This is a genomic window from Streptomyces sp. NPDC002125 (genome assembly GCF_053593715.1).
This window is the reverse complement of sequence record NZ_JBSFDD010000004.1, coordinates 314,778-334,428: the sequence shown is the minus strand read 5'-3', so window position 1 is coordinate 334,428 and position 19,651 is coordinate 314,778. Positions and strand designations below refer to the sequence as shown.

Genomic DNA, 19,651 nt, shown 5'->3' with positions numbered 1-19,651 from the left:
GGATGCGGCCGATGTGCCCGGTGCGGGGCGGAGCCGGCTCAGTACAGATGGACCGCCAGATGCCCCAGCGGCAGGCCCAGCTGCCACGCCGGGGTCCACACCTGCGCCTCGCCCTCCTCCTCGTCGCCCAGCGGCTCCCACGGCTGCGGGCCGATCGCGTCGAGGTCCGCCGCCAGCAGCTCGGTCTCCTCCAGCCACCGCCAGGCGGCCCGCGCCAGCGCGAGGTCGGGAGCGTCGGGCCCGGCCGGGGCGGTCGGCCGCTCCAGGGCCTCCAGCCGTGCGCAGACCCACCGTCTCCAGGGCGCCCCGTACGCCGTGAGGAGGCGCAGCTCGTCCACCCGGGCGGCGGGCAGCTCGTCGGCCACCGCCCCGTCGGAGAGGAAGATCGTCAGGGCCAGCGCATCGCGCCCCGCGCGGTACTCCAGGGTCGTCGGCTCCATCAGGTCGCCGGTCGCCAGTACTTCGTCGGCGATGTACTCGGAGTACATCCACGCCATCGGGACCAGCAGCCCGTCCCCGCCGGTTCCCTCGTGATGTTCGGGACGCATCCCGTCTCGCCTCTTCTCTCGACTCGGCACCGGGCTACACGCAGCATTGAACCGGGGGCGCGCGCCCCGCGTGGGCAGAAGGGCAGGATCCGTCGGGAGATTCGAGGTGCGATGAGCGTCGACCGCGGTGACGACCCGCACGTGCGGCAGTTGCTGGGTGCGTATGTGCTCGACGCCCTGGACGCGGACGAGAGCGGTCTCGTCGCAGGGCATCTCCAGCGGTGCGGGGCATGTGCCGCCGCCTACATGGAGGTGGCGGACGCGGTGTCCCTGCTCGCGCTGCTGAGCGCGGACGACCTGCTGGAATAGCCCGGCAGGTTGCGCGAGAGCAGCCTCAGGGCGTAGTAGGAACGGGACTTGACGGTCCCGGCGGGTATGCCCAGGGCCCGCGCGGTCTCGCCGACGCTGAGCCCTCGGAAGTAGATCTGCACGAGCACCGCCCGGTGCTCGGGGCTGAGCGTCCTGACGGCCTCGCGCACATCGAGGGCGTGGACGGCCGAGTCCGCGGTGTCCTCGTGGGCCGGGGCGCTCTCCAGGACCACGTCACTGACCTCCGCCGGACGGGCCTGGCGCGACCTGCGCGCGTCGATGGCCAGGCGCCGGGCGACGGTGAAGAGCCACGGCCGCATCGAGTCGTACGGGGCGTCGAACGCCTCCGGGTGGAGCCAGGCGCGCACCAGCGTCTCCTGGAGCAGGTCCTCGGCCCGCTGCCGGTCGCCGAACGTCAGACCCAGCAGGAAGTGGAACAGCGCGGGTCCGTGGTCGCGCTGGAGTTCCGCGAGGGTCCGCTCATCGGTTGTCGCAGTGGTCATCGTGAACGTCCTTTCCCGAAGAGGCCTCTGACGCCTCGCTCCCGCCTGGCGTATACGAACGCATCGAGGCGCGGGGGAACAGGCGGTGCACCGAGGCGTGCGTTGAGCGGTCGCACGGAGCGGCGAGTGGTGCGGTGAACGGTCGAGGGACATCGATACGGCCGATTCAGGTACTTGGGCGTCTTTGTCCTTGACTCGCCAGTATGAATATATGTGTAGTCGGATGGCCGAAATCATCCGAACTGGGAGTCGTGCCGATGACGCAGCGCATCCGACCGGGCGCGGCGATCGCCGTCGCCGGTCTGCTCGCCACCGCAACAGCCTGTACCGGCCATTCGTCCACGCCCCCCGGATTCGCCGGGCGGCAGCTCTCCGCCGAGCAGGGAGCGCACGGGGCGGGCGCCGGGGAGGCGAAGGACGGGCGCACCTTCACCCTGCTGGCGTCGGGCGACATCCTGCCCCACGCACCGGTCATCGACCGCGCGGCGGCGGACGCCGAAGGCAAGGGGTACGACTTCCGTCCGATGCTCAAGGGCGCGGCCCCGGCCGTGTCGGGCGCGGACCTGGCGATCTGCCACATGGAGACGGTGTACGGGCAGGAGGGCGGCCCCTACACGGGCTATCCGTCCTTCAAGTCGCCGCCGGAGGTGGCGACGGCCTTGCGGGCCACCGGCTTCGACTCCTGCTCGACGGCCTCCAACCACAGCCTGGACGACGGCGCCTCCGGCATCGCCCGCACCCTCGACGCGCTGGACCGCGCGGGCGTCGCGCACGCCGGCTCGGCCCGCACCGCCGAGGAGGCGTCCCGTCCCACCCTGCTCAAGGCAGGCAAGGGCAAGGACGCGGCCCAGGTCGCCCACCTCGCCTACACCTACGGAACCAACGACCTGCCGCTGCCTGCGGGACAGCCCTGGGCGGTCAACCTGATCGACAGGGACCGCATCGTCGCGGACGCCAGGGCCGCCCGTGAGGCGGGAGCCGACGTGGTCGTGGTCTCCCTGCACTGGGGCACCGAATGGCAGGACGCACCCGACGACGTACAGCTTCGGCTGGGCCGCGAACTCACCGCTTCGGGCGACGGCGAACGCCCCGACATCGACCTGATCCTCGGCACCCACGCCCATGTCCCGCAGGCGTACGAGAAGGTCAACGGCACCTGGATCGTCTACGGCATGGGCAACCAGATCGCCGGCTCCATGATCAACCACGACGGGGCCAGGGACCCACGGGCGAGCGAGAGCTCGATGGGCCGCTTCACCTTCGCCCCGCCCGCGAAACCCGGGCAGCGCTGGACGGTGAAGAAGGCCGAATTCCTACCGCAGTGGTTCGACACGGAGAAGGGCCGCGTCATCGGCCTCGGCTCCACCGCGGGGGACGGCGACGGCCGCCTGCGCGAGATCCGCGACCGCGTCGGCGCGGTCGTGCTCAGCCGTGGCGCCGCCCAGGACGGCCTGACCGCAGGCAAGTGACGGCGACGGGGCGGCAGTCGGGCCGGGGCCCCAGGCGGCGGCCACAGGGCTCCGGCGGGACGACTGCGGGCGGGTCGGGCGCCGGGCCACGGCACCACGGCGGGCGGGGCGGCGGGAGGGCTACGGTACGACTGCGGGCGGCGCGGTGGAAGGGCTACGGCACGACGGTGACCGGCCAGCGTCCCGCCTTCACCAGCCGGACCGCCACCGAACCGACGAAGCGGTGCCCGGCGGACTCCGAGGCGCCCACCACCACGGCGTCGGCCTTCAGCTCGTCTGCCGCTGTCACGAGCCCGTTGTACGGATCACCGTGGAACGTGTGGAACTCCCAGCGGACGTTCCATATGTCCTTGAGCCGCTCCGTCGCCGTCCGGATCTCGCTCACCAGACCCTCGGCCACCTCCCCGGTCGTATCGGCGACCGGGGCTCCCAGAGCGACGCCCGCCGACATCACCGGCTGCACGTAGACCAGGGCGAGCATCGCGTTCTGGCGACGGGCGAGGCCTGCCGCGTACGCCGCTGCCCGCATCGAGGACTCCGAGCCGTCGATGCCCGCGACGATCACCTTGGGGCCGTCGGTGCCGCGCTCGAACCGGTGGTGTTGCTGGTCAGTCACGGCCATGAGGGTAGCCGCTCCTGTGGGCCGCCCCCCTGGCGGCCTCCCCGCCGCCGTCGATCTCCCCGCCGGATCGGCGGCGGCACTCGTTCCATCGGGTGCAAAACGCCCCCTCCGCGGTGTCGGCGGCGGGTGCGGGCGGAAGCCTGTGCGAGCAGTTGGTCATGAAGCATGATCAGATTCCGATGGACCGACGCACCCTGCTGAGACTCGGCCTCGCGCTGGGTGCCGCCGCCACCGTGCACATGATCGCGGCGGATCCGGCCGGCACGCCCGCGCGCCCCGGCGGTGAGCCGCCGGCGCCGGCGGCCGGGCCCCAGGCCCGGGCTCAGGCCGGCCCCGGCTCCTACAGGCTGCGTCCCATGACCTCGACGACCCCGCCCCGCTTCAGCCCCGCCCCGCCCCCCGTCCGCACCAGGCCCTTCGAAGAACTCCCCGAACTGGGCGACGACGCCATGGTGCTCACCTTCGACGACGGACCCGACCCGCGGTACACGCCGGACATCCTGGCGACGCTGCGTGAGTACGACGTCCGGGCGATGTTCTTCGTCTGCGGTGAGATGGCGGCGGACAACCGCGACCTGCTGCGCGAGATGGCGGACGACGGGCACGTGGTCGGGAACCACTCCTGGTCGCATCCCTTGATCCCGAAGCTGTCCCGGGGCCGGATCCGCGACGAACTGGGCAGCACCAGCGAGGTGATCGAGAAGACGCTGGGTTCCCCGCCGCTCTGGTACAGGGCCCCGTACGGCGCCTGGAACCGCAATTCCTTCGAGATCGGTGCCGCGATGGGCATGGAGCCGATGGCCTGGACCGTCGACACCCTCGACTGGACCACGCCGGGCACCGACTCCATCGTCCGCCGGGTGAAGAAGGGCGCGGCGCCCGGCGTCGTGGTGCTGTCGCACGACGCGGGCGGTGACCGTTCCCAGAGCGTGGCCGCCCTGCGGCGGTATCTGCCCGCGCTCATCGAGAAGGGCTACCGCCCGACCGTGCCGTTCCGCGGCTGACGCCGCGCGAGGGCTGTCCCGTAATCCCTGGTGGATCAGCCCTCAGGTGTTCGTACGGGCTATCTCGTCTCGATCAGCCGGGCGAAGACCACGACGTTGCCGTCGTAGCCGTTGGCCTTGGAGTAGCCCCCGCCGCAGGTGATGACCCGCAGTTCGGCGTGGCCCGTGTCGCCGTACACCAGGGGGCCGGGGAAGTCGTTCTTGGAGAAGACCTCTACCCCGTAGATCTCGAACACGGCGGTCCGGTTGTCGTAGCGGGACACCTCGATCTGCTGGCCCTTGGTCAGGGAGCCCAGTCCGTAGAAGACCGCGGGGCCGGACAGGTTGTCCACGTGGCCGACCACCACGGCGGTGCCGCGCTGGCCGGGGGCGATGCCGTTCTGGTACCAGCCGGCGAGGTTCGGGTCCTCGGCGGGCGGCGCCTCGATCCAGCCGGCCGGGTCCAGGTTCACGTCGATGATGGGCGCGTCGACCTGGATCGACGGGATCTGGACGCGCGACGCGGGGGCGTACGCGAGCGGCTGCACCGGCTCCGCGTCGGCCGGCGCGGAGACCGCCATGTCGCGGGGGCCGGCCACCGAGGCCGCGGCGGCCGGCTGCGGCGGCCCGGGGGAGGTCTCCACGCCGTTGCGCATGAGCGCGAGCCCCGTGAGCATCACCAGGGCGATCGCGCCCCACGGTGTGCGTCTGCTCCGCTGCGCGCCCCACTGGTCCCGGCCCATGGTTCTCCCTTCGTCGCGACACCGCCACGCTAGGCGCGGCTCCGGGCGGCGGCGATCAGGGAAGAGCGAACGGGTGGCGGCCGACCGGGCGCCGAGGGCGCCGAGTTCTCTTCGGAGTAATGAGCGGATAAAAGTTCTGACGGTCCGTGACCTGCGGGTCCGTCAGATTTCCGGATCGCCTCACGGCGTGTCGGCTCACCGGGGTGGAGCAGTCCCGAAGTGCGATAATTGGCATATCTGGTGAGGGTTCGTCATGGGATGCGTACTCGTCGAATGATCCCGGGGAACAGGACTCCGGGGGCGCTTCCCGCTGGAGGTTCAACGATGCGTGCTTCACGCACTCTCGCGGTGACCGCGACCGCGTTCGCGGCGGTCGGCCTCGCTGCGCCGCTCGCGGTCGCCGGTGGCGGCCCGGGCAGCAACCCGAGCAACGTCCCGACCAATGTCACCGTCAACCCGTCCTCGGTCCACCAGGGCGCCACGATGCAGGTCAGCGCAGAGGGCTGCGGCCGCTCCGGCGGCAAGGTGTGGTCGAACGCGTTCCCGACGGTGAACCTCTCGCCGGGCCGGGTCGGCTACGCCACGGCGCACATCAGGGACGACGCGACGCCCGGGCAGTACAGCCTGTCCGTGCGGTGCAACGACAGCGACAACAACTTCGGTGGCGGCAACGGAGGTGACGGCGGCCAGGGCGGCAACGGTGGCGACCGCGGCCAGGGTGGCGACCGGGGCCAGGGCGGCCAGGGCGGCAACGGCGGCAACGGCGGCCAGGGTGGTAACGGCGGCCAGGGCGGCAACGGCGGTCAGGGTGGCAACGGCGGTCAGGGTGGCAACGGCGGCAACGGCGACCCGGTCGCCACGGCCCGCTTCACCGTGCTCCCCTCCCGCGGTGCGCAGGGCGGCCTCGGCGGTTCGATGGGTCCCAGCTCCGTCGAGATGCAGGTCGGTGGCGGCCTCGTCGCTGCCGCTGCCGTCGGGGGCGCAGTCTTCGTCGTCCGTCGCCGGATGAGCAATGCGGCGATCTGACGCGTCCAGCCTTCCGTCCGGCCCGATACGCCCGTCGCCCCGAGTCCTGTGGATCAGGACCCGGGGCGACTGTCGTGTGCCGGAACGTGGTGGCCGGCTCAGTGCTGACGGCTGGTGCGCCTCTTGCGCAGGGCGTAGAAGGCTCCGGCCGCCGCGACCGTCACGAGTGCTGAACCCGCCGCGATCTCCGCGGGGTCCATGGTGTCCACGCTGCCGCCGAGGCCACCCAGCACACCGCTGGGGGAAGCCGTGGAGCTGGTGGTGGGCGCGGTGGTGGGCGTGGCCGTGGGCGAACTGGTGGCAGCGCTGGTGATGGTCAGGTTCGCCGACCGGGTGGTGGTGCCGCAGCGGAAGGTGACCTCGTAGACGGCACCGCGCCTGGCGTCCGAGTCGACGGTGGCCGTGGCCGACCTGCCGCTCGGGATGGTGGTGGTATCGAACACGCCCGAGAACGCGGTCGCGTCGGTGGTGCACCCCATGGCGCCGAGGGTGACCTGTCCTCCCGGCGCGACCGTCGACGGGGTGATGGTCGGCGTGAACGAGGTGGACGTGCCGCCGTCGGGCGCGAGGGCCGATGCGGTGGGGGCCATCAGAAGGCAGGCGGTGGCGCCCAGCAGGGCGACGGGTGCGACACGTATCGCGCGCATGGTGAATCCTCCGGGTCCCGAGGCGCAGCCGCGGAACGGATTTCCGCTAGGGGTAGGACATGCACCTCGATGACCGAAACGCTAGAAGTGCCGCATATCACCCGCGATCGGGGTCAGGCGAATGGGGCAGCCATGTCCCCCGGCCGGCGCACCGGCCGGGGGAGGGGCGAGGGTCCGTGGCTGTGCCCCCTACCCCCCTGCGGCGTTCGGGAAGAGATCGACGAACGGGGCCGTCGTCGCCGAGATGCCCCGGCCGAAGGGCGCGTCGAAGTCCCAGATCAGGAAGAGCAGGAACGCGATCAGCACGCTGAAGAGACCCGCCAGCAGCAGTTCGCGGAACGTTCTGCGGATCTGGAGCGTGAAGATCAGCCCGACCGTGACCACCGCGCCCGTGATCAGTCCGAACCAGACCACCCCGGGCATCGTCGCGCCCGCGTTCTGCCCGCGCGACCCGCGTGCGTCGTCGACGGCGGCCACCTGGTCCACCAGCGGCTGGTAGGCCTGCCCCTCGTGGTCCGTCTTCGGTACGTACTGCGTGACGTCGGTCCGCACCTTGTCGAGCAGCCTGGTGCCCTCCTCGGTGAGGCTGCCGTGATCCGTCATCGACCTCCACTCCTCGCCCACGACATGGGCCACGTACGCGTCGACGTCAGCGCGGATCCGGTCGCGGACCTCGACGGGGTAGACGGCCGACCGCGCGCTCACCTCGTGCAGTGCCTGCGCCTCCAGGCGTACGGACTCCTGGGCGGCGCTGCGCCCCTCCCAGACGCCCGCGATGGCGAGGCCGAGCACGATCGCGTACACCACGCCGATCATCATCGTCATGTACTCGATGACGTCGGGTGTCTCGGAGGGATCGTCGTCCTCGGCGATCCGGCGGTTGCTGAGGACGGCGATCGTCAGGACGACGGCACATGCCGACGCCATGGCAATGGTGAGTACAAGCCATTCGGACATGGGTTCCCTTCATCGGTCAGCGGGAGGAGCGGGGCCGCAGCACGGCCACGGCGAACACGGCGGGCGCGGTGATCAGAAGGGTGAGGGAGACCAGGGACGGCCCCGACCGGGGCGCCTTGCGGGGCGGTTTCCGATAGGTCGGGAGCGCCACGGGTGACGGGGCGGGTGGAGTGGGACGCGCCGTGGTCCGGGTCGGCGAGGGTTCCGGTTCGGGTGGTGCGGGGGCGGGCGGTGGAGGAGGAGGCGGGGTGGAGGGCGGTGGAGGCGGTGGGGGTGGAGGCGGTGGCGGGGGTGGCGGAGGCGGGGGAGGTGGCGGTGGAGGTGGTGGCGGCTCCGGCTCCGGTTCGGGCTCGGCGATGACCGCACCGCACCGCCCCTCGCCTGCCACGGCGACGGACGAACCGCCGTCCCCCTGCCCGATGGAGGCGACCGCGCAGTCGTCACCGCCCGCCGCCGGAAGAGGGACGGCGAGCAGCAGGAGCAGGGTGGCGGCCGTAAGCCGCCAGATGCGTGATCCGTACACGCCGGGGAGCATGTTCCCCTCGGCCGCCGGACACGCGGACGGCGGAGCTGATTCCCCTGATGGTGGGGACATTGTGCGATTCGCGTTTGCGCCCGTCGAAACTTTCTCGGCGCCACGCTGAACATCCGGACCCATGCCGCCCGTACCTAGGGCCGACAGCGACGCGGGCCCGCGTCACGAACGGCAGCAGGACGACGGGAGTCGACATGAATACCTGGCGGAACGCCTCGCTCGCGGTGACGGCGCTGGCCCTGGTGGCACTGACGACGGCGTGCGGTCAGGAGAAGGGCACCGCGTCCCCCAACGGTCAGGCCGTGGGCAACGCGGCCCCCGCGCAACAGCCGGCCGACAGCGGCTACGGCTCGGACGGCGGCTACGGGTCCGGTGCGAGCACCGCTCCGAAGGAGGCCGGGCAGCTCGCGGTGTGGGACAGCAAGGAGCTGGGCAAGGTGCTCACCGACGGCGAGGGCTTCACCCTCTACCGCTTCGACAAGGACACCGCGGACCCACCCGCGTCGAATTGCGAGGGCGACTGCGCGAAGACCTGGCCCGTCGTGTCCGCGGCGAACGCGACGGCCGCCGCGGGAACCGACGCCTCACTTCTCTCCAAGGTGACCAGGGACGACGGTACGGAACAGCTGACCGTCGGGGGCTGGCCGGTCTACCGCTATGCCCAGGACACCGAACCAGGGGAAGCCAAGGGGCAGGGCGTCGGCGGGACATGGTTCGCCGCCGCTCCGGACGGAAGGAAAGCGGCGGCGAACGCGGACGTGCCCCCGGTCGGCGGGCAGGCCGAAGCCGCCGGACTTTCGGTCCGCAAGGATCCGGAACTCGGAGACATCGTCGTCGACAAGCGCGGCATGACGGTTTACCGCTTCAAGAAGGACTCGGCCTGGCCGATGAAGTCGGCGTGCACGGGAGACTGTCTCAAGAAGTGGCCCGTCGTCAGCCCCGTGCAGAAGAATGACGTCGAGGGCGTCACCACGAAGGGATTTGTCACCTTCAGCCGGCCCGACGGCATCAAGCAGCAGTCGCTCGACTGCTGGCCCCTCTACACCTTCTCCGGCGACACCCGGCCGGGAGACACCAACGGCCAAGGTGTCGGGGGGACATGGTACGCGGTCACACCCGACGCGAAGCTTGCCGGAGCCTCCGAGTAGCGCCGGGAAACGCCCACGGTACCGGTCCGTCGCCGCATGTTCACACGCAGCGACGGGCCTGCCGCGCATGCCTCCGGTGTGTGACCAATAACGGATCTCTAATTTCCGTTTCCACTCGCTCTCCTGGCGGTCGATCAGTAGCCTCTGGTCAACACTGACCATGAACATGGCCGGACCGCCGTGGCGACTTGTTGGAGACATCGATGGAGCGTCCCGCCTGGGCACCGAAGGGCATCGACATCTCGATGCCGAGTGTGTCTCGTATGTATGACTTCTATCTGGGCGGATCGCACAATTTCGAGGTGGACCGGGAAGCGGCCCGCAAGGCCATGGAGTTCATGCCGGGCCTGCCGAAGGTCATGCAGGCCAATCGGGCCTTTATGCGGCGGGCGGTGCAGTACGCCACCGCTTCGGGCGTCAATCAGTTCCTGGACATAGGCTCCGGCATACCGACCTTCGGCAATGTCCACGAAGTCGCCCAGGCCGCCGATCCGGAGGCCAGGATCGCCTACGTCGACCACGACCCGGTCGCGGTCGCACACAGTCAGGCGGTCCTCGAAGGAAACGAACGGGCCGTCATCGCCGCCGCGGACCTCCGCAAGCCGCGGGAGATCCTGGACCACCCCGAGATCACGGGCCTCCTCGACCTGGACAAGCCGGTGGCGCTGCTCCTGGTGGCGGTGCTCCACTTCATCGAGGACGCGGACGATCCGTACGGGGCGGTCGCCGAACTCCGCGAGGCGCTCGCCCCCGGCAGCCTGCTGATCCTGACCCACGCCTCCTACGAGGGCATTCCGCTTCCCGAGGAGGAGGCGGGCGGGACGGTCGGCGTCTACCGCGACATCCGCAGCCCGCTGATCATGCGTTCCCGCGCGGAGATCAGCCGCTTCTTCGAGGGGTACGAGATGGTCGAGCCCGGCCTCGTCGCGATGCCCGAGTGGCGTCCCGAGTCCCCGGAGACGCTCGCGCAGGAGGACCCCTTCACCTACTCGGGCTTCGCCGGGGTTGGGCGCACGGCGTGAGCATTCCCGCCCAGTCGTCCGGCGCGCCGGACGCGGAACCCGACGGTCCCGAGGGCCGGCTCCGGAGATTCGCCACCATCTGGAGCCGGGCGATCTTCCCCTCCACGGCCACCTCCATGACCCGCCCCGAGTTCGAGGAACACCTGCTCCCGCTGGCCCGCGAACTCAGTACCATCCTGCACGCCCGGGTCTTCGACGCGGCGCCCGCGCACCGCGTCGGCGCCGCGCTCGTCGCGGCACACTGCACCGATCCCGACGCCCTGAGCTCCACGCTCGGCGTCGTCGATTCCTATCTGGTGCTCTACTGCGGCGGCAACGGACCGGTGGAGCTGCCGACCGAGGACAGCAGGGCCCGCTGCGCGCGGATCCAGCACTCGCTCGCCGGGGGATTCACCCAGGCGCTGCGCGAGCGGACACTCGCCGAGCAGGAGGCCATCGCCCGCTCGGCGCTGACCGCCCGTTCGAACGCGGAGCAGGCGCTGCACGCGACCGAGGCGCGCTTCCGCGCGGTGTTCAAGGACGCCGCCATCGGGATCGGGATCGCCGACCTCGACGGCAACATCCTGGAGATCAACGACACCCTCACCCGGATGTTCGGCGGTCTGGAGCACCACGTCCGCAGCCACAAGGTGAACGAGTGGGTCCACCCCGAGGACTCACCGAACGTCTGGAAGTACTACGACGAGCTGGTACGCGGCGACCGCGAGCACTACAGCGTCGAGAAGCCGTACTACCGCAACGACGGCACCGTGCTCTGGACCAACCTCACCGTGTCGCTGCTGCGGGATTCCGAGGGCCGGCCCGAATACCAGCTGGCGCTCATGGAGGACACCACCGAGCGGCGGCTGCTCAACCTGCGCCTGCGCTACGAGGCCACCCACGACGCGCTCACGGGCCTGCCCAACAGGACGCTGTTCTTCGAGCGCCTGGAGAAGGCCCTCGCGCCGAGGGACGGCATGCGCTTCGGGCTCTGCTACCTCGACCTGGACGGCTTCAAGGCGATCAACGACAGCCTGGGCCACGCGGCGGGGGACAGGCTCCTGGTGGAGGTCGCCGACCGGCTGCAGAGCTGCGCCACCGCCCCCGGCGAGATGGTCGCCAGACTCGGGGGGGACGAGTTCGTGGCCCTGACGACCGGGCCCGGCACCCAGGAGGAGGTCCACGAACTGGCCGGACGCATCCTCTCGGCGCTCGCCACCCCGGTGCGCCTCGACGGCCGGGAGCTGACCGTACGCGGATCGGTCGGCGTCGTCGAAGGGCCCTCGGGTGAGCGCACCGCCGCCGAGGTGCTGCGCAGCGCCGACATCACGATGTACCGGGCGAAGGCGGCGGGCGGGAACCGCTTCGCCCTCGCCGACGCCGAGGCCGACGCCCGCGCCATCACCCGCCACGGGCTGACCACGGCGCTGCCCGCGGCGCTGGACCGGGGCGAGTTCTTCATCGAGTACCAGCCGCTCGTGCACCTCGGCGACGGCAGCGTGCACGGCGCGGAGGCGCTGGTGCGCTGGTGCCACCCGCAGCACGGCGTGCTCGGCCCCGACCGGTTCATCCCCCTCGCGGAGCACACCGGGCTGATCGTGCCGCTCGGCCGCTGGGTGCTGGAGGAGTCCGTACGGCAGGCGAACTTCTGGCAGGAACGTCACACCGACGGCGGTCCGCTGCGGATCAACGTCAACCTCTCGCCGACCCAGCTGCACCACCCGAACCTCGTCGCGGAGACCGTGGACGTGCTGGAGCGCTCCGGGCTGGAACCGGGCGCCCTCTGCCTGGAGGTCACCGAGTCCGCGCTGATCGGCGCCGACGACGATCTGCTGAAGCCGCTGCGTCAGCTGGCCGAGATGGGCGTCGACATCGCGCTCGACGACTTCGGCACCGGCTACTCGAACCTGGCGAACCTGCGCCGTCTGCCGGTGAGCGTGCTCAAGCTGGACCGTTCCTTCACCCAGGGCATGCAGCACCACCCGGCCGACCCGGTCGACCTGAAGATCGTCGAGGGCATCGTCTCGCTCGCCCACAGCCTGGACCTGGCGGTCACGGTGGAGGGCGTGGAGACAGGGGCCCAGGCCGAGCAGCTGAGGCAGCTCGGCTGCGACACCGCCCAGGGCTGGTACTACGCCCGGCCCGGCGCCCCGGACCGCATCCACGCGCTGGTCCTGGCGGACGCGGTCTGACGGCTCGTGCCCTCAGCCGCCGGTTCCTCCGGCGGCCGGGGGCACGACCTCGGGCCCCGCCCCCAGAAGCATCCGCTGCAGTTCCCGCGCGGCGCGCGGCGGTTCGACGTCGCTGCGGTGCGCGAGCGCGATCGTACGGCGAAGTCCCGGCGAGGCCAGCGGAGTCGTGCGCAGATCCTGACCGGCCCGTACGGCGACCATGCGGGGCACCACGGCGATTCCGAGGCCCGCCCGCACAAAGCCGAGGACGGCGTCCATCTCGCCGCCCTCCACCGTGAACGACGGCTCGAAGCCCTCCGCGCGGCACGCGGCGACGGTCAGCTCCCGCAGGTCGTAGCCGTGCCGGAACATCACCAGCGGCTCGTTCTCCAGATCGGCGACGCGCACGGAGCCCTTGCGCCCGGGAGCGGGCCGCGATGCCGACGACACCACCACCAGGTCCTCGTGCAGCAGCTCCACGGTGGTCAGGGCAGGGGAGGCCGCGGGCAGCGGCAGCACCAGCAGCGCGAGGTCCAGCGCGCCCCGGGCGAGCTGCCGCACGAGGTCGTGGGAGCCGCCCTCCTCGATCAGGAGCTGGATGCCCGGGTGCGCGCCGTGGAAGGCGCGCAGCACGTCGGGCAGCAGGCCGGTGCAGACGCTCGGGGTGGCGCCGAGCCTGATCCGGCCCCGGCGCAGCTGCACCAGCTCCTGCACCTCGTGCCGCGCGGTGTCGGCGTCCGCCAGGATTCTGCGGGCCAGCGGCAGCAGTGCCTCACCCGCGTCGGTCAGCGCGATGTTGCCGCGCGCCCGGCTGAAGAGCTCGGCCCCCAGCTCGTTCTCCAGGGCCTTGATCTGCTGGGAGAGGGAGGGCTGCGACACATGCACCTCCTCGGCGGCCCGGGTGAAGTGCCTGGCCTCGGCCACGGCCACGAAGTAGGCGAGCTGCTGGAAGTGCATGGAGCCGAGGATAGCCGACTCCATAGCGACTGCCTATGGAGATGACTCGTTTCATGTCTTGGACTGATGGTGCCCCTCGCCTCTAGCGTCGTGTCCATGGCATTGGCAACGCGGACGGACCGACGGCCGTCCATGACGCGTACGCTCTGGGACTCGTCCGTCGGCAAGAAGACGATCATGGCCGTGAGCGGCCTGATCATGCTCGGTTATCTGGTGGTCCACATGCTGGGCAACCTGAAGATCTTCTTCGGATCAGACGAGTTCAACCACTACGCGCACTGGCTCAGGACCATCGGCGAGCCCTTCCTGCACTACGAGTGGGCGCTGTGGATCATCCGTGTGGTGCTCGTCGCGGCGGTGGTCCTGCACGCCGTCTCCGCGTACCAGCTGAGCCGCCGTGACCTCAGGGCGCGCCCGACGGCGTACGTCCACAGGAAGGCCCGCTCCAGCTACGCCACCCGCACCATGCGCTACGGCGGCATCATCCTCGCGCTGTTCATCGTCTGGCACATCCTGGACCTGACGACCGGCACCGTGCACACCGGCGGATTCCAGGCCGGCCACCCCTACCAGAACGTGCTGGACACCTTCTCGACCTGGTACGGCAACGTCATCTACATCGTCGCCGTGCTCGCCCTCGGCCTGCACGTCCAGCACGGGTTCTGGAGTGCGGCGCAGACCCTCGGCGTGGGCAGCGCGACCCGGGACCGCGTCTGCAAGACCCTCGCCAATGTCCTCGCAGTGGTGCTGACGGCCGGCTTCGTCTCCGTGCCCGTCGCCGTGATGACCGGAGTGGTGAGCTGACATGAGCGACTACACGAACTACCGCACCGGCGAGCCCGTCGTCGACACCAAGGCCCCCGAGGGTCCCGTCGCCGACCGCTGGGACACCCGCCGCTTCCAGGCGAAGCTCGTCAACCCCGCCAACCGCCGCAAGCACACCGTCATCGTCGTGGGCACCGGCCTGGCCGGCGGATCGGCCGGGGCGACGCTTGCCGAACAGGGCTACCACGTCGTCCAGTTCTGCTTCCAGGACTCGCCGAGGCGCGCGCACTCCGTCGCCGCCCAGGGCGGGATCAACGCGGCCAAGAACTACCGCAACGACGGCGACTCGGTCCACAGGCTCTTCTACGACACCGTCAAGGGCGGCGACTTCCGCGCCCGCGAGTCCAACGTCCACCGCCTGGCCGAGATCTCCGTGGAGATCATCGACCAGTGCGTCGCCCAGGGCGTCCCCTTCGCCCGGGAGTACGGCGGCCTCCTCGACAACCGCTCCTTCGGCGGCGTCCAGGTCTCCCGCACCTTCTACGCCCGCGGCCAGACGGGGCAGCAGCTCCTCCTCGGCGCCTACCAGGCGCTCTCCCGGCAGATCGCGGCCGGCAACGTCGAACTGCACTCCCGCACCGAGATGCTCGACCTGATCGTCGTCGACGGCAAGGCCCGCGGCATCGTGGCCCGCGACCTCGTCACCGGGAAGATCGACACGTACTTCGCCGACGCGGTCGTCCTGGCCAGCGGCGGCTACGGCAACGTCTTCTACCTGTCGACGAACGCCATGAACTCCAACGCCACCGCCATCTGGCGTGCGCACAGGCGTGGCGCGTACTTCGCCAACCCCTGCTTTACCCAGATCCACCCCACCTGCATCCCGCGCACCGGCGACCACCAGTCCAAGCTGACGCTGATGAGCGAGTCCCTGCGCAACGACGGGCGCATCTGGGTCCCGAAGGCCAAGGGCGACGACCGCCCCGCCAACGAGATCCCCGAGGACGAGCGGGACTACTACCTGGAACGCGTCTACCCCGCGTTCGGCAACCTCGTGCCGCGCGACATCGCCTCCCGCGCCGCGAAGAACGTCTGCGACGAGGGCCGCGGCGTCGGCCCCGGCGGACAGGGCGTCTACCTCGACTTCGCCGAGGCCATCGCGCGCATGGGCAGGAAGAAGGTCGAGGAGAAGTACGGCAACCTCTTCGACATGTACGCCCGCATCACCGCGGAGAACCCGTACGAGACGCCGATGCGCATCTACCCCGCCGTGCACTACACGATGGGCGGCCTCTGGGTCGACTACGACCTCCAGACCACGATCCCCGGCCTCTTCGCCATCGGTGAGGCCAACTTCTCCGACCACGGGGCCAACCGCCTCGGCGCCTCCGCGCTGATGCAGGGCCTCGCCGACGGCTACTTCGTCCTGCCGTCGACCATCAACGACTACCTCGCCCGCAACCCGCACACCGAGGCGGTCGACGCCGGACACCCGGCGGTCACCGAGGCCGTCGCCGAGACGGAGGACCGGCTCAACCTGCTCCTCGCGGTCGACGGCGACCGCACACCGGACTCCTTCCACCGCGAGATCGGTGAACTCATGTGGGAGTTCTGCGGGATGGCCCGCACCGAGGAAGGCCTCCGCAAGGCCCTCGACCGTCTCCCGCAGATCCGCGAGGAGTTCTGGCGCCGCATCAAGGTGCCCGGCACCGGGGAGCAGTTCAACCAGTCGCTGGAGAAGGCCAACCGCGTCGTCGACTACCTGGAGCTCGCCGAGCTCATGTGCCTCGACGCCCTGCACCGCGCGGAGTCCTGCGGAGGCCACTTCCGCGAGGAGTCGCAGACCCCGGACGGCGAAGCCGCCCGCAGGGACGAGGAGTTCTCGTACGCCGCCGCCTGGGAGTTCAGCGCCACCGGCGACGCCCCCGTCCTGCACAAGGAAGACCTCGTCTTCGAGTACGTCCACCCCACTCAGCGGAGCTACGCATGAAGCTCACCCTGCGCGTCTGGCGCCAGCAGAACGCCGAGGCGCCCGGCGCCATGGCCACCTACGAAGTCGACGGCATCTCGCAGGACATGTCGTTCCTGGAGATGCTCGACACCCTCAACGAGGAGCTCATCCTCAGCGGGGACGAGCCCGTCGCCTTCGACCACGACTGCCGCGAGGGCATCTGCGGCGCGTGCAGCCTCGTCATCAACGGCGACGCCCACGGCCCGGAGCGCACCACCACCTGCCAGCTCCACATGCGGTCCTTCGACGACGGCGACACGATCGACATCGAGCCGTGGCGCGCCTCGGCCTTCCCGGTCGTCAAGGACCTCGTCGTCGACCGCTCCTCATTCGACCGGATCATCCAGTCCGGCGGCTACATCTCCGCGCCCACCGGCACGGCGCCCGACGCACACGCCACGCCGGTGCCCAAGCCCGACGCCGACTCCGCCTTCGAGCACGCCGAGTGCATCGGCTGCGGCGCCTGCGTGGCCGCCTGCCCGAACGGCTCGGCGATGCTCTTCACCTCCGCCAAGATCAACCACCTCAACGTACTCCCGCAGGGCGCGCCCGAGCGCGAGACCCGGGTCCTCGACATGGTCGCCACCATGGACGACGAGGGCTTCGGCGGCTGCACCCTCACCGGCGAATGCGCCACGGCCTGCCCCAAGGGCATCCCGCTGCCGTCGATCACCGCGATGAACAAGGAATGGCTGCGCGCCACCCGCAAGGTACGCCGCTGACCACCCTCCCGCCGACGGGGAGTCAGTCCGACCGCAACGCCCTCGCCAGGTACGCGGCCGTACGGCTCCCCGCCGCGCGTGCCACCTCCCGCGGCGTACCGGTGGCGACGATCCGCCCGCCCCGGTCACCGCCGCCAGGACCCAGGTCGATGACCTGGTCCGCGCCCGCCACCACCGCCATGTCGTGCTCCACGACCACCACGGTGCCGCCCGCGTCCACCAGGCCGTGCAACTGCCGCATCAGCACCTCCACATCGGCCGGATGCAGCCCCGTCGTCGGCTCGTCCAGCAGATACAGCGTGTGGCCGCGCCTGGCGCGCTGCAGCTCCGTGGCCAGCTTGATCCGCTGCGCCTCACCGCCCGACAGCTCCGTTGCGGGCTGGCCCAGCCGCAGATAGCCGAGCCCCACGTCCAGCAGGGCCCGCAGACTGCGCTCCGCCGCCGGGGTCCCGGCGAGGAACCCCGAGGCGGCCTCCACCGTCAGGTCCAGCACCTCGGCGATCGTGAGACCGCGCAGGGTGACTTCCAGGGTCGCCGGGTTGTAGCGCGCCCCGTGGCAGTCCGGGCAGGGGGCGTACGTACTGGGCAGGAAGAGCAGCTCGACCGAGACGAATCCCTCGCCCTGGCAGGTCTCGCACCGCCCGCCCGCCACATTGAACGAGAACCGCCCCGCCCTGTACCCCCGGGCCCTGGCCGTCTCCGTCTGCGCGTACAGCTTCCGCACGACATCGAACAGCCCCGTGTACGTGGCCAGGTTGGACCGGGGTGTACGGCCGATGGGCCGCTGGTCGACCTGCACGAGCCGGTCCACCGCCTCCAGTCCCTGCGCCGACGCGCAGTCCCGGGCCACCGGCGCGGCCGGCTCCTCCGTGCTCTCGGCGGCGCGCCGGTCGGCCAGTACCCCCGCCAGGACCTGGCCGACGAGGGTCGACTTGCCCGACCCCGATACACCGGTCACCGCCGTCAGCACCCCGAGCGGGAACGCGGCGTCCACACCGCGCACATTGTGCAGATTCACCCCGCGCAGCGTGATCCACCCGGACGGGGTGCGAGGTTCGCGTACCGGCGCCGGGTCCTCGTCGAAGAGGAAGCGCCGGGTCGCGGAGCCGGTCACACCGGCGAGCTCCGCGGGAGGGCCGCTGTGCAGCACCCGGCCCCCGTGCTCTCCCGCCAGCGGACCCACGTCCACCAGCCAGTCGGCCTTCCGCACCACGTCCATCTGGTGCTCCACCACGAACACCGAGTTCCCCGCGTCCCTGAGCCTGCCGAGCACACCGAGCAGCGACTCCGTGTCGGCCGGGTGCAGTCCCGCCGACGGCTCGTCCAGCACGTAGACGACACCGAAGAGCCCCGACCGCAGCTGGGTCGCCAGCCGCAGCCGCTGCAGCTCGCCCGATGAGAGGGTCGGCGCCGTCCGGTCGAGGCCGAGATAGCCGAGCCCCAGCTCCGTGACCGTCTCGATCCGGGCCAGCAGATCCGCCGTCAGCACCCGCGCGGTGTCGCTCCCGCCCCCCGCCTCCAGCAGCACCTCGGTCAGCGAAGTGAGGGGGAGCGCGACGAGGTCCGCGATCGTGCGGCCGGCGAAGGTGACGGCCATGGCCTCCGGACGCAGCCGGCTGCCCGCGCACACCGGACACGGCGAACTGGTCAGGAAACGCTCGGCCTTGGCCCGCAGCGTGCGGCTCCTGGAGTCGGCGAAGGTGTGCATCACATAGCGCCGCGCGCTCATGTACGTACCCTGGTAGGGGCGTTGGATGCGGCCCGCGTCCCGCACCGGATGGACCGTCACCACCGGCTGCTCGTCGGTGAAGAGAATCCAGTCCCGGTCGCCCTGATCCAGCTCCCGCCACGGGCGCTCGATGTCGTACCCCAGGGCATCGAGCACATCGCGGAGGTTCTTGCCCTGCCAGGCGCCCGGCCAGGCGGCGATCGCGCCCTCCCTGACCGACAACGACGGGTCGGGTACGAGCAGTTCTTCCGAGGTGCCGTGGACGCGGCCCAGGCCGTGGCACTCGGGGCAGGCCCCGGCCGCCGTGTTCGGCGAGAACGCGTCGGAGTCCAGCCGCTCCGCCCCCGGCGGATAGTCGCCCGCGCGTGAGAACAGCATGCGCAGCGAGTTGGACAGCGTGGTGACCGTACCCACCGAGGAGCGCGCTCCCGGCGCCGACCGGCGTTGTTCGAGTGAGACCGCGGGCGGCAGGCCGGTGATCTCGCCGACATCGGGAGCCCCGACCTGGTGGATCAGCCGGCGGGCGTAGGGCGCGACCGACTCGAAGTAGCGCCGCTGGGCCTCCGCGTAGATCGTCCCGAAGGCCAGCGAGGACTTTCCCGAGCCCGAGACGCCCGTGAAGACGGCGAGCGTGTCGCGCGGGATGTCGACGTCCACATCGCGGAGATTGTGCTCGCGCGCGCCGCGCACCCGGACGTACGGATCAGAGGGAGTGGACATCGGTGGTGCGGCTCCGTCGCGTCGGTGTACATGGTTCTGCCGGTGATCCTCGCGCACCCGGGCGCGCGAGCGGACCACCGGCAGG

The 19,651-nt window shown here is 71.0% G+C and carries 18 protein-coding genes; 10 read left to right on the top strand and 8 right to left on the bottom strand.

The annotated features are described in order from the left end of the window. Positions 1–38 precede the first annotated feature (38 nt). The gene (locus ACWCQM_RS09800) at positions 39–548 is read right to left on the bottom strand and encodes a hypothetical protein (RefSeq protein WP_450914756.1); all 510 of its coding nucleotides are present in this window, start codon (positions 546–548) and stop codon (positions 39–41) included. 111 nt (positions 549–659) lie between these two features. Here ACWCQM_RS09800 and ACWCQM_RS09795 point away from each other — a divergent pair, with 111 nt between their 5' ends. Then, complete coding sequence (locus ACWCQM_RS09795; RefSeq protein ID WP_267078891.1) at positions 660–857, top strand: zf-HC2 domain-containing protein; 198 nt, start codon at positions 660–662, stop codon at positions 855–857. On the opposite strand, the gene ACWCQM_RS09790 is transcribed toward ACWCQM_RS09795, so the two are convergent. After that, positions 791–1,360 (bottom strand): sigma-70 family RNA polymerase sigma factor, encoded by a 570-nt coding sequence (locus ACWCQM_RS09790; RefSeq protein WP_450914755.1) that lies wholly within the window; start codon positions 1,358–1,360, stop codon positions 791–793. The genes ACWCQM_RS09795 and ACWCQM_RS09790 overlap by 67 nt on opposite strands. Before the next feature lie 257 nt (positions 1,361–1,617). Here ACWCQM_RS09790 and ACWCQM_RS09785 point away from each other — a divergent pair, with 257 nt between their 5' ends. Then, positions 1,618–2,829, top strand: coding sequence for a CapA family protein (locus ACWCQM_RS09785; RefSeq protein ID WP_450914754.1), 1,212 nt, complete (start codon positions 1,618–1,620; stop codon positions 2,827–2,829). Positions 2,830–2,983: 154 nt separating this feature from the next. On the opposite strand, the gene ACWCQM_RS09780 is transcribed toward ACWCQM_RS09785, so the two are convergent. Further along, a complete protein-coding gene (locus ACWCQM_RS09780) occupies positions 2,984–3,445 on the bottom strand; it encodes a universal stress protein (RefSeq protein ID WP_267078894.1) in 462 nt (153 codons plus the stop codon). A gap of 164 nt (positions 3,446–3,609) precedes the next feature. Between ACWCQM_RS09780 and ACWCQM_RS09775 the strand changes: the two genes are divergently transcribed. Continuing rightward, the gene (locus ACWCQM_RS09775; protein ID WP_450914753.1) at positions 3,610–4,455 is read left to right on the top strand and encodes a polysaccharide deacetylase family protein; all 846 of its coding nucleotides are present in this window, start codon (positions 3,610–3,612) and stop codon (positions 4,453–4,455) included. 59 nt (positions 4,456–4,514) lie between these two features. On the opposite strand, the gene ACWCQM_RS09770 is transcribed toward ACWCQM_RS09775, so the two are convergent. Further along, entirely contained in the window at positions 4,515–5,177 is a 663-nt protein-coding gene (locus ACWCQM_RS09770; protein WP_450914752.1) for a class F sortase, read from the bottom strand. 324 nt (positions 5,178–5,501) lie between these two features. Between ACWCQM_RS09770 and ACWCQM_RS09765 the strand changes: the two genes are divergently transcribed. Further along, entirely contained in the window at positions 5,502–6,203 is a 702-nt protein-coding gene (locus tag ACWCQM_RS09765; RefSeq protein ID WP_450914852.1) for a hypothetical protein, read from the top strand. A gap of 98 nt (positions 6,204–6,301) precedes the next feature. Here the strand turns inward: ACWCQM_RS09765 and ACWCQM_RS09760 are convergent, their stop codons facing one another. Further along, positions 6,302–6,850 (bottom strand): hypothetical protein, encoded by a 549-nt coding sequence (locus ACWCQM_RS09760; protein WP_450914751.1) that lies wholly within the window; start codon positions 6,848–6,850, stop codon positions 6,302–6,304. A 189-nt stretch (positions 6,851–7,039) separates the two neighbouring features. Then, positions 7,040–7,807, bottom strand: a complete 768-nt coding sequence (locus ACWCQM_RS09755; RefSeq protein ID WP_450914750.1) for a bestrophin-like domain — start codon at positions 7,805–7,807, stop codon at positions 7,040–7,042. Positions 7,808–8,536: 729 nt separating this feature from the next. On the opposite strand from ACWCQM_RS09755, the gene ACWCQM_RS09750 reads away from it, so the two are divergent. The 3 genes from ACWCQM_RS09750 (at position 8,537) to ACWCQM_RS09740 (ending at position 12,683) form a co-directional block, all read left to right on the top strand. Next, positions 8,537–9,490 carry an SCO0930 family lipoprotein gene (locus ACWCQM_RS09750; protein WP_450914749.1) on the top strand — a complete coding sequence of 318 codons (954 nt, stop codon included), beginning with the start codon at positions 8,537–8,539 and terminating at the stop codon, positions 9,488–9,490. A gap of 203 nt (positions 9,491–9,693) precedes the next feature. After that, entirely contained in the window at positions 9,694–10,512 is an 819-nt protein-coding gene (locus tag ACWCQM_RS09745; RefSeq protein ID WP_450914748.1) for an SAM-dependent methyltransferase, read from the top strand. Further along, complete coding sequence (locus ACWCQM_RS09740; protein WP_450914747.1) at positions 10,509–12,683, top strand: putative bifunctional diguanylate cyclase/phosphodiesterase; 2,175 nt, start codon at positions 10,509–10,511, stop codon at positions 12,681–12,683. Before ACWCQM_RS09745 ends, ACWCQM_RS09740 begins: the two co-directional genes overlap by 4 nt. Positions 12,684–12,695: 12 nt before the next feature. On the opposite strand, the gene ACWCQM_RS09735 is transcribed toward ACWCQM_RS09740, so the two are convergent. Continuing rightward, positions 12,696–13,619 (bottom strand): LysR family transcriptional regulator, encoded by a 924-nt coding sequence (locus ACWCQM_RS09735; RefSeq protein WP_450914845.1) that lies wholly within the window; start codon positions 13,617–13,619, stop codon positions 12,696–12,698. A 96-nt stretch (positions 13,620–13,715) separates the two neighbouring features. Here ACWCQM_RS09735 and ACWCQM_RS09730 point away from each other — a divergent pair, with 96 nt between their 5' ends. From ACWCQM_RS09730 to ACWCQM_RS09720, 3 genes are read left to right on the top strand one after another with little or no spacing between them, the layout of a single operon-like run. Further along, positions 13,716–14,423 (top strand): succinate dehydrogenase, encoded by a 708-nt coding sequence (locus tag ACWCQM_RS09730; RefSeq protein WP_450914746.1) that lies wholly within the window; start codon positions 13,716–13,718, stop codon positions 14,421–14,423. Between the two features lies 1 nt (position 14,424). Continuing rightward, positions 14,425–16,374: a fumarate reductase/succinate dehydrogenase flavoprotein subunit gene (locus ACWCQM_RS09725; protein ID WP_450914745.1), complete on the top strand. Its 1,950-nt coding sequence runs from the start codon at positions 14,425–14,427 to the stop codon at positions 16,372–16,374. Beyond that, positions 16,371–17,117: a succinate dehydrogenase/fumarate reductase iron-sulfur subunit gene (locus tag ACWCQM_RS09720; RefSeq protein ID WP_073752691.1), complete on the top strand. Its 747-nt coding sequence runs from the start codon at positions 16,371–16,373 to the stop codon at positions 17,115–17,117. The genes ACWCQM_RS09725 and ACWCQM_RS09720 overlap by 4 nt, the downstream gene beginning before the upstream one ends. 22 nt (positions 17,118–17,139) lie before the next feature. Here the strand turns inward: ACWCQM_RS09720 and ACWCQM_RS09715 are convergent, their stop codons facing one another. After that, entirely contained in the window at positions 17,140–19,566 is a 2,427-nt protein-coding gene (locus ACWCQM_RS09715) for an ABC transporter (protein WP_450914744.1), read from the bottom strand. Positions 19,567–19,651: the final 85 nt, after the last annotated feature.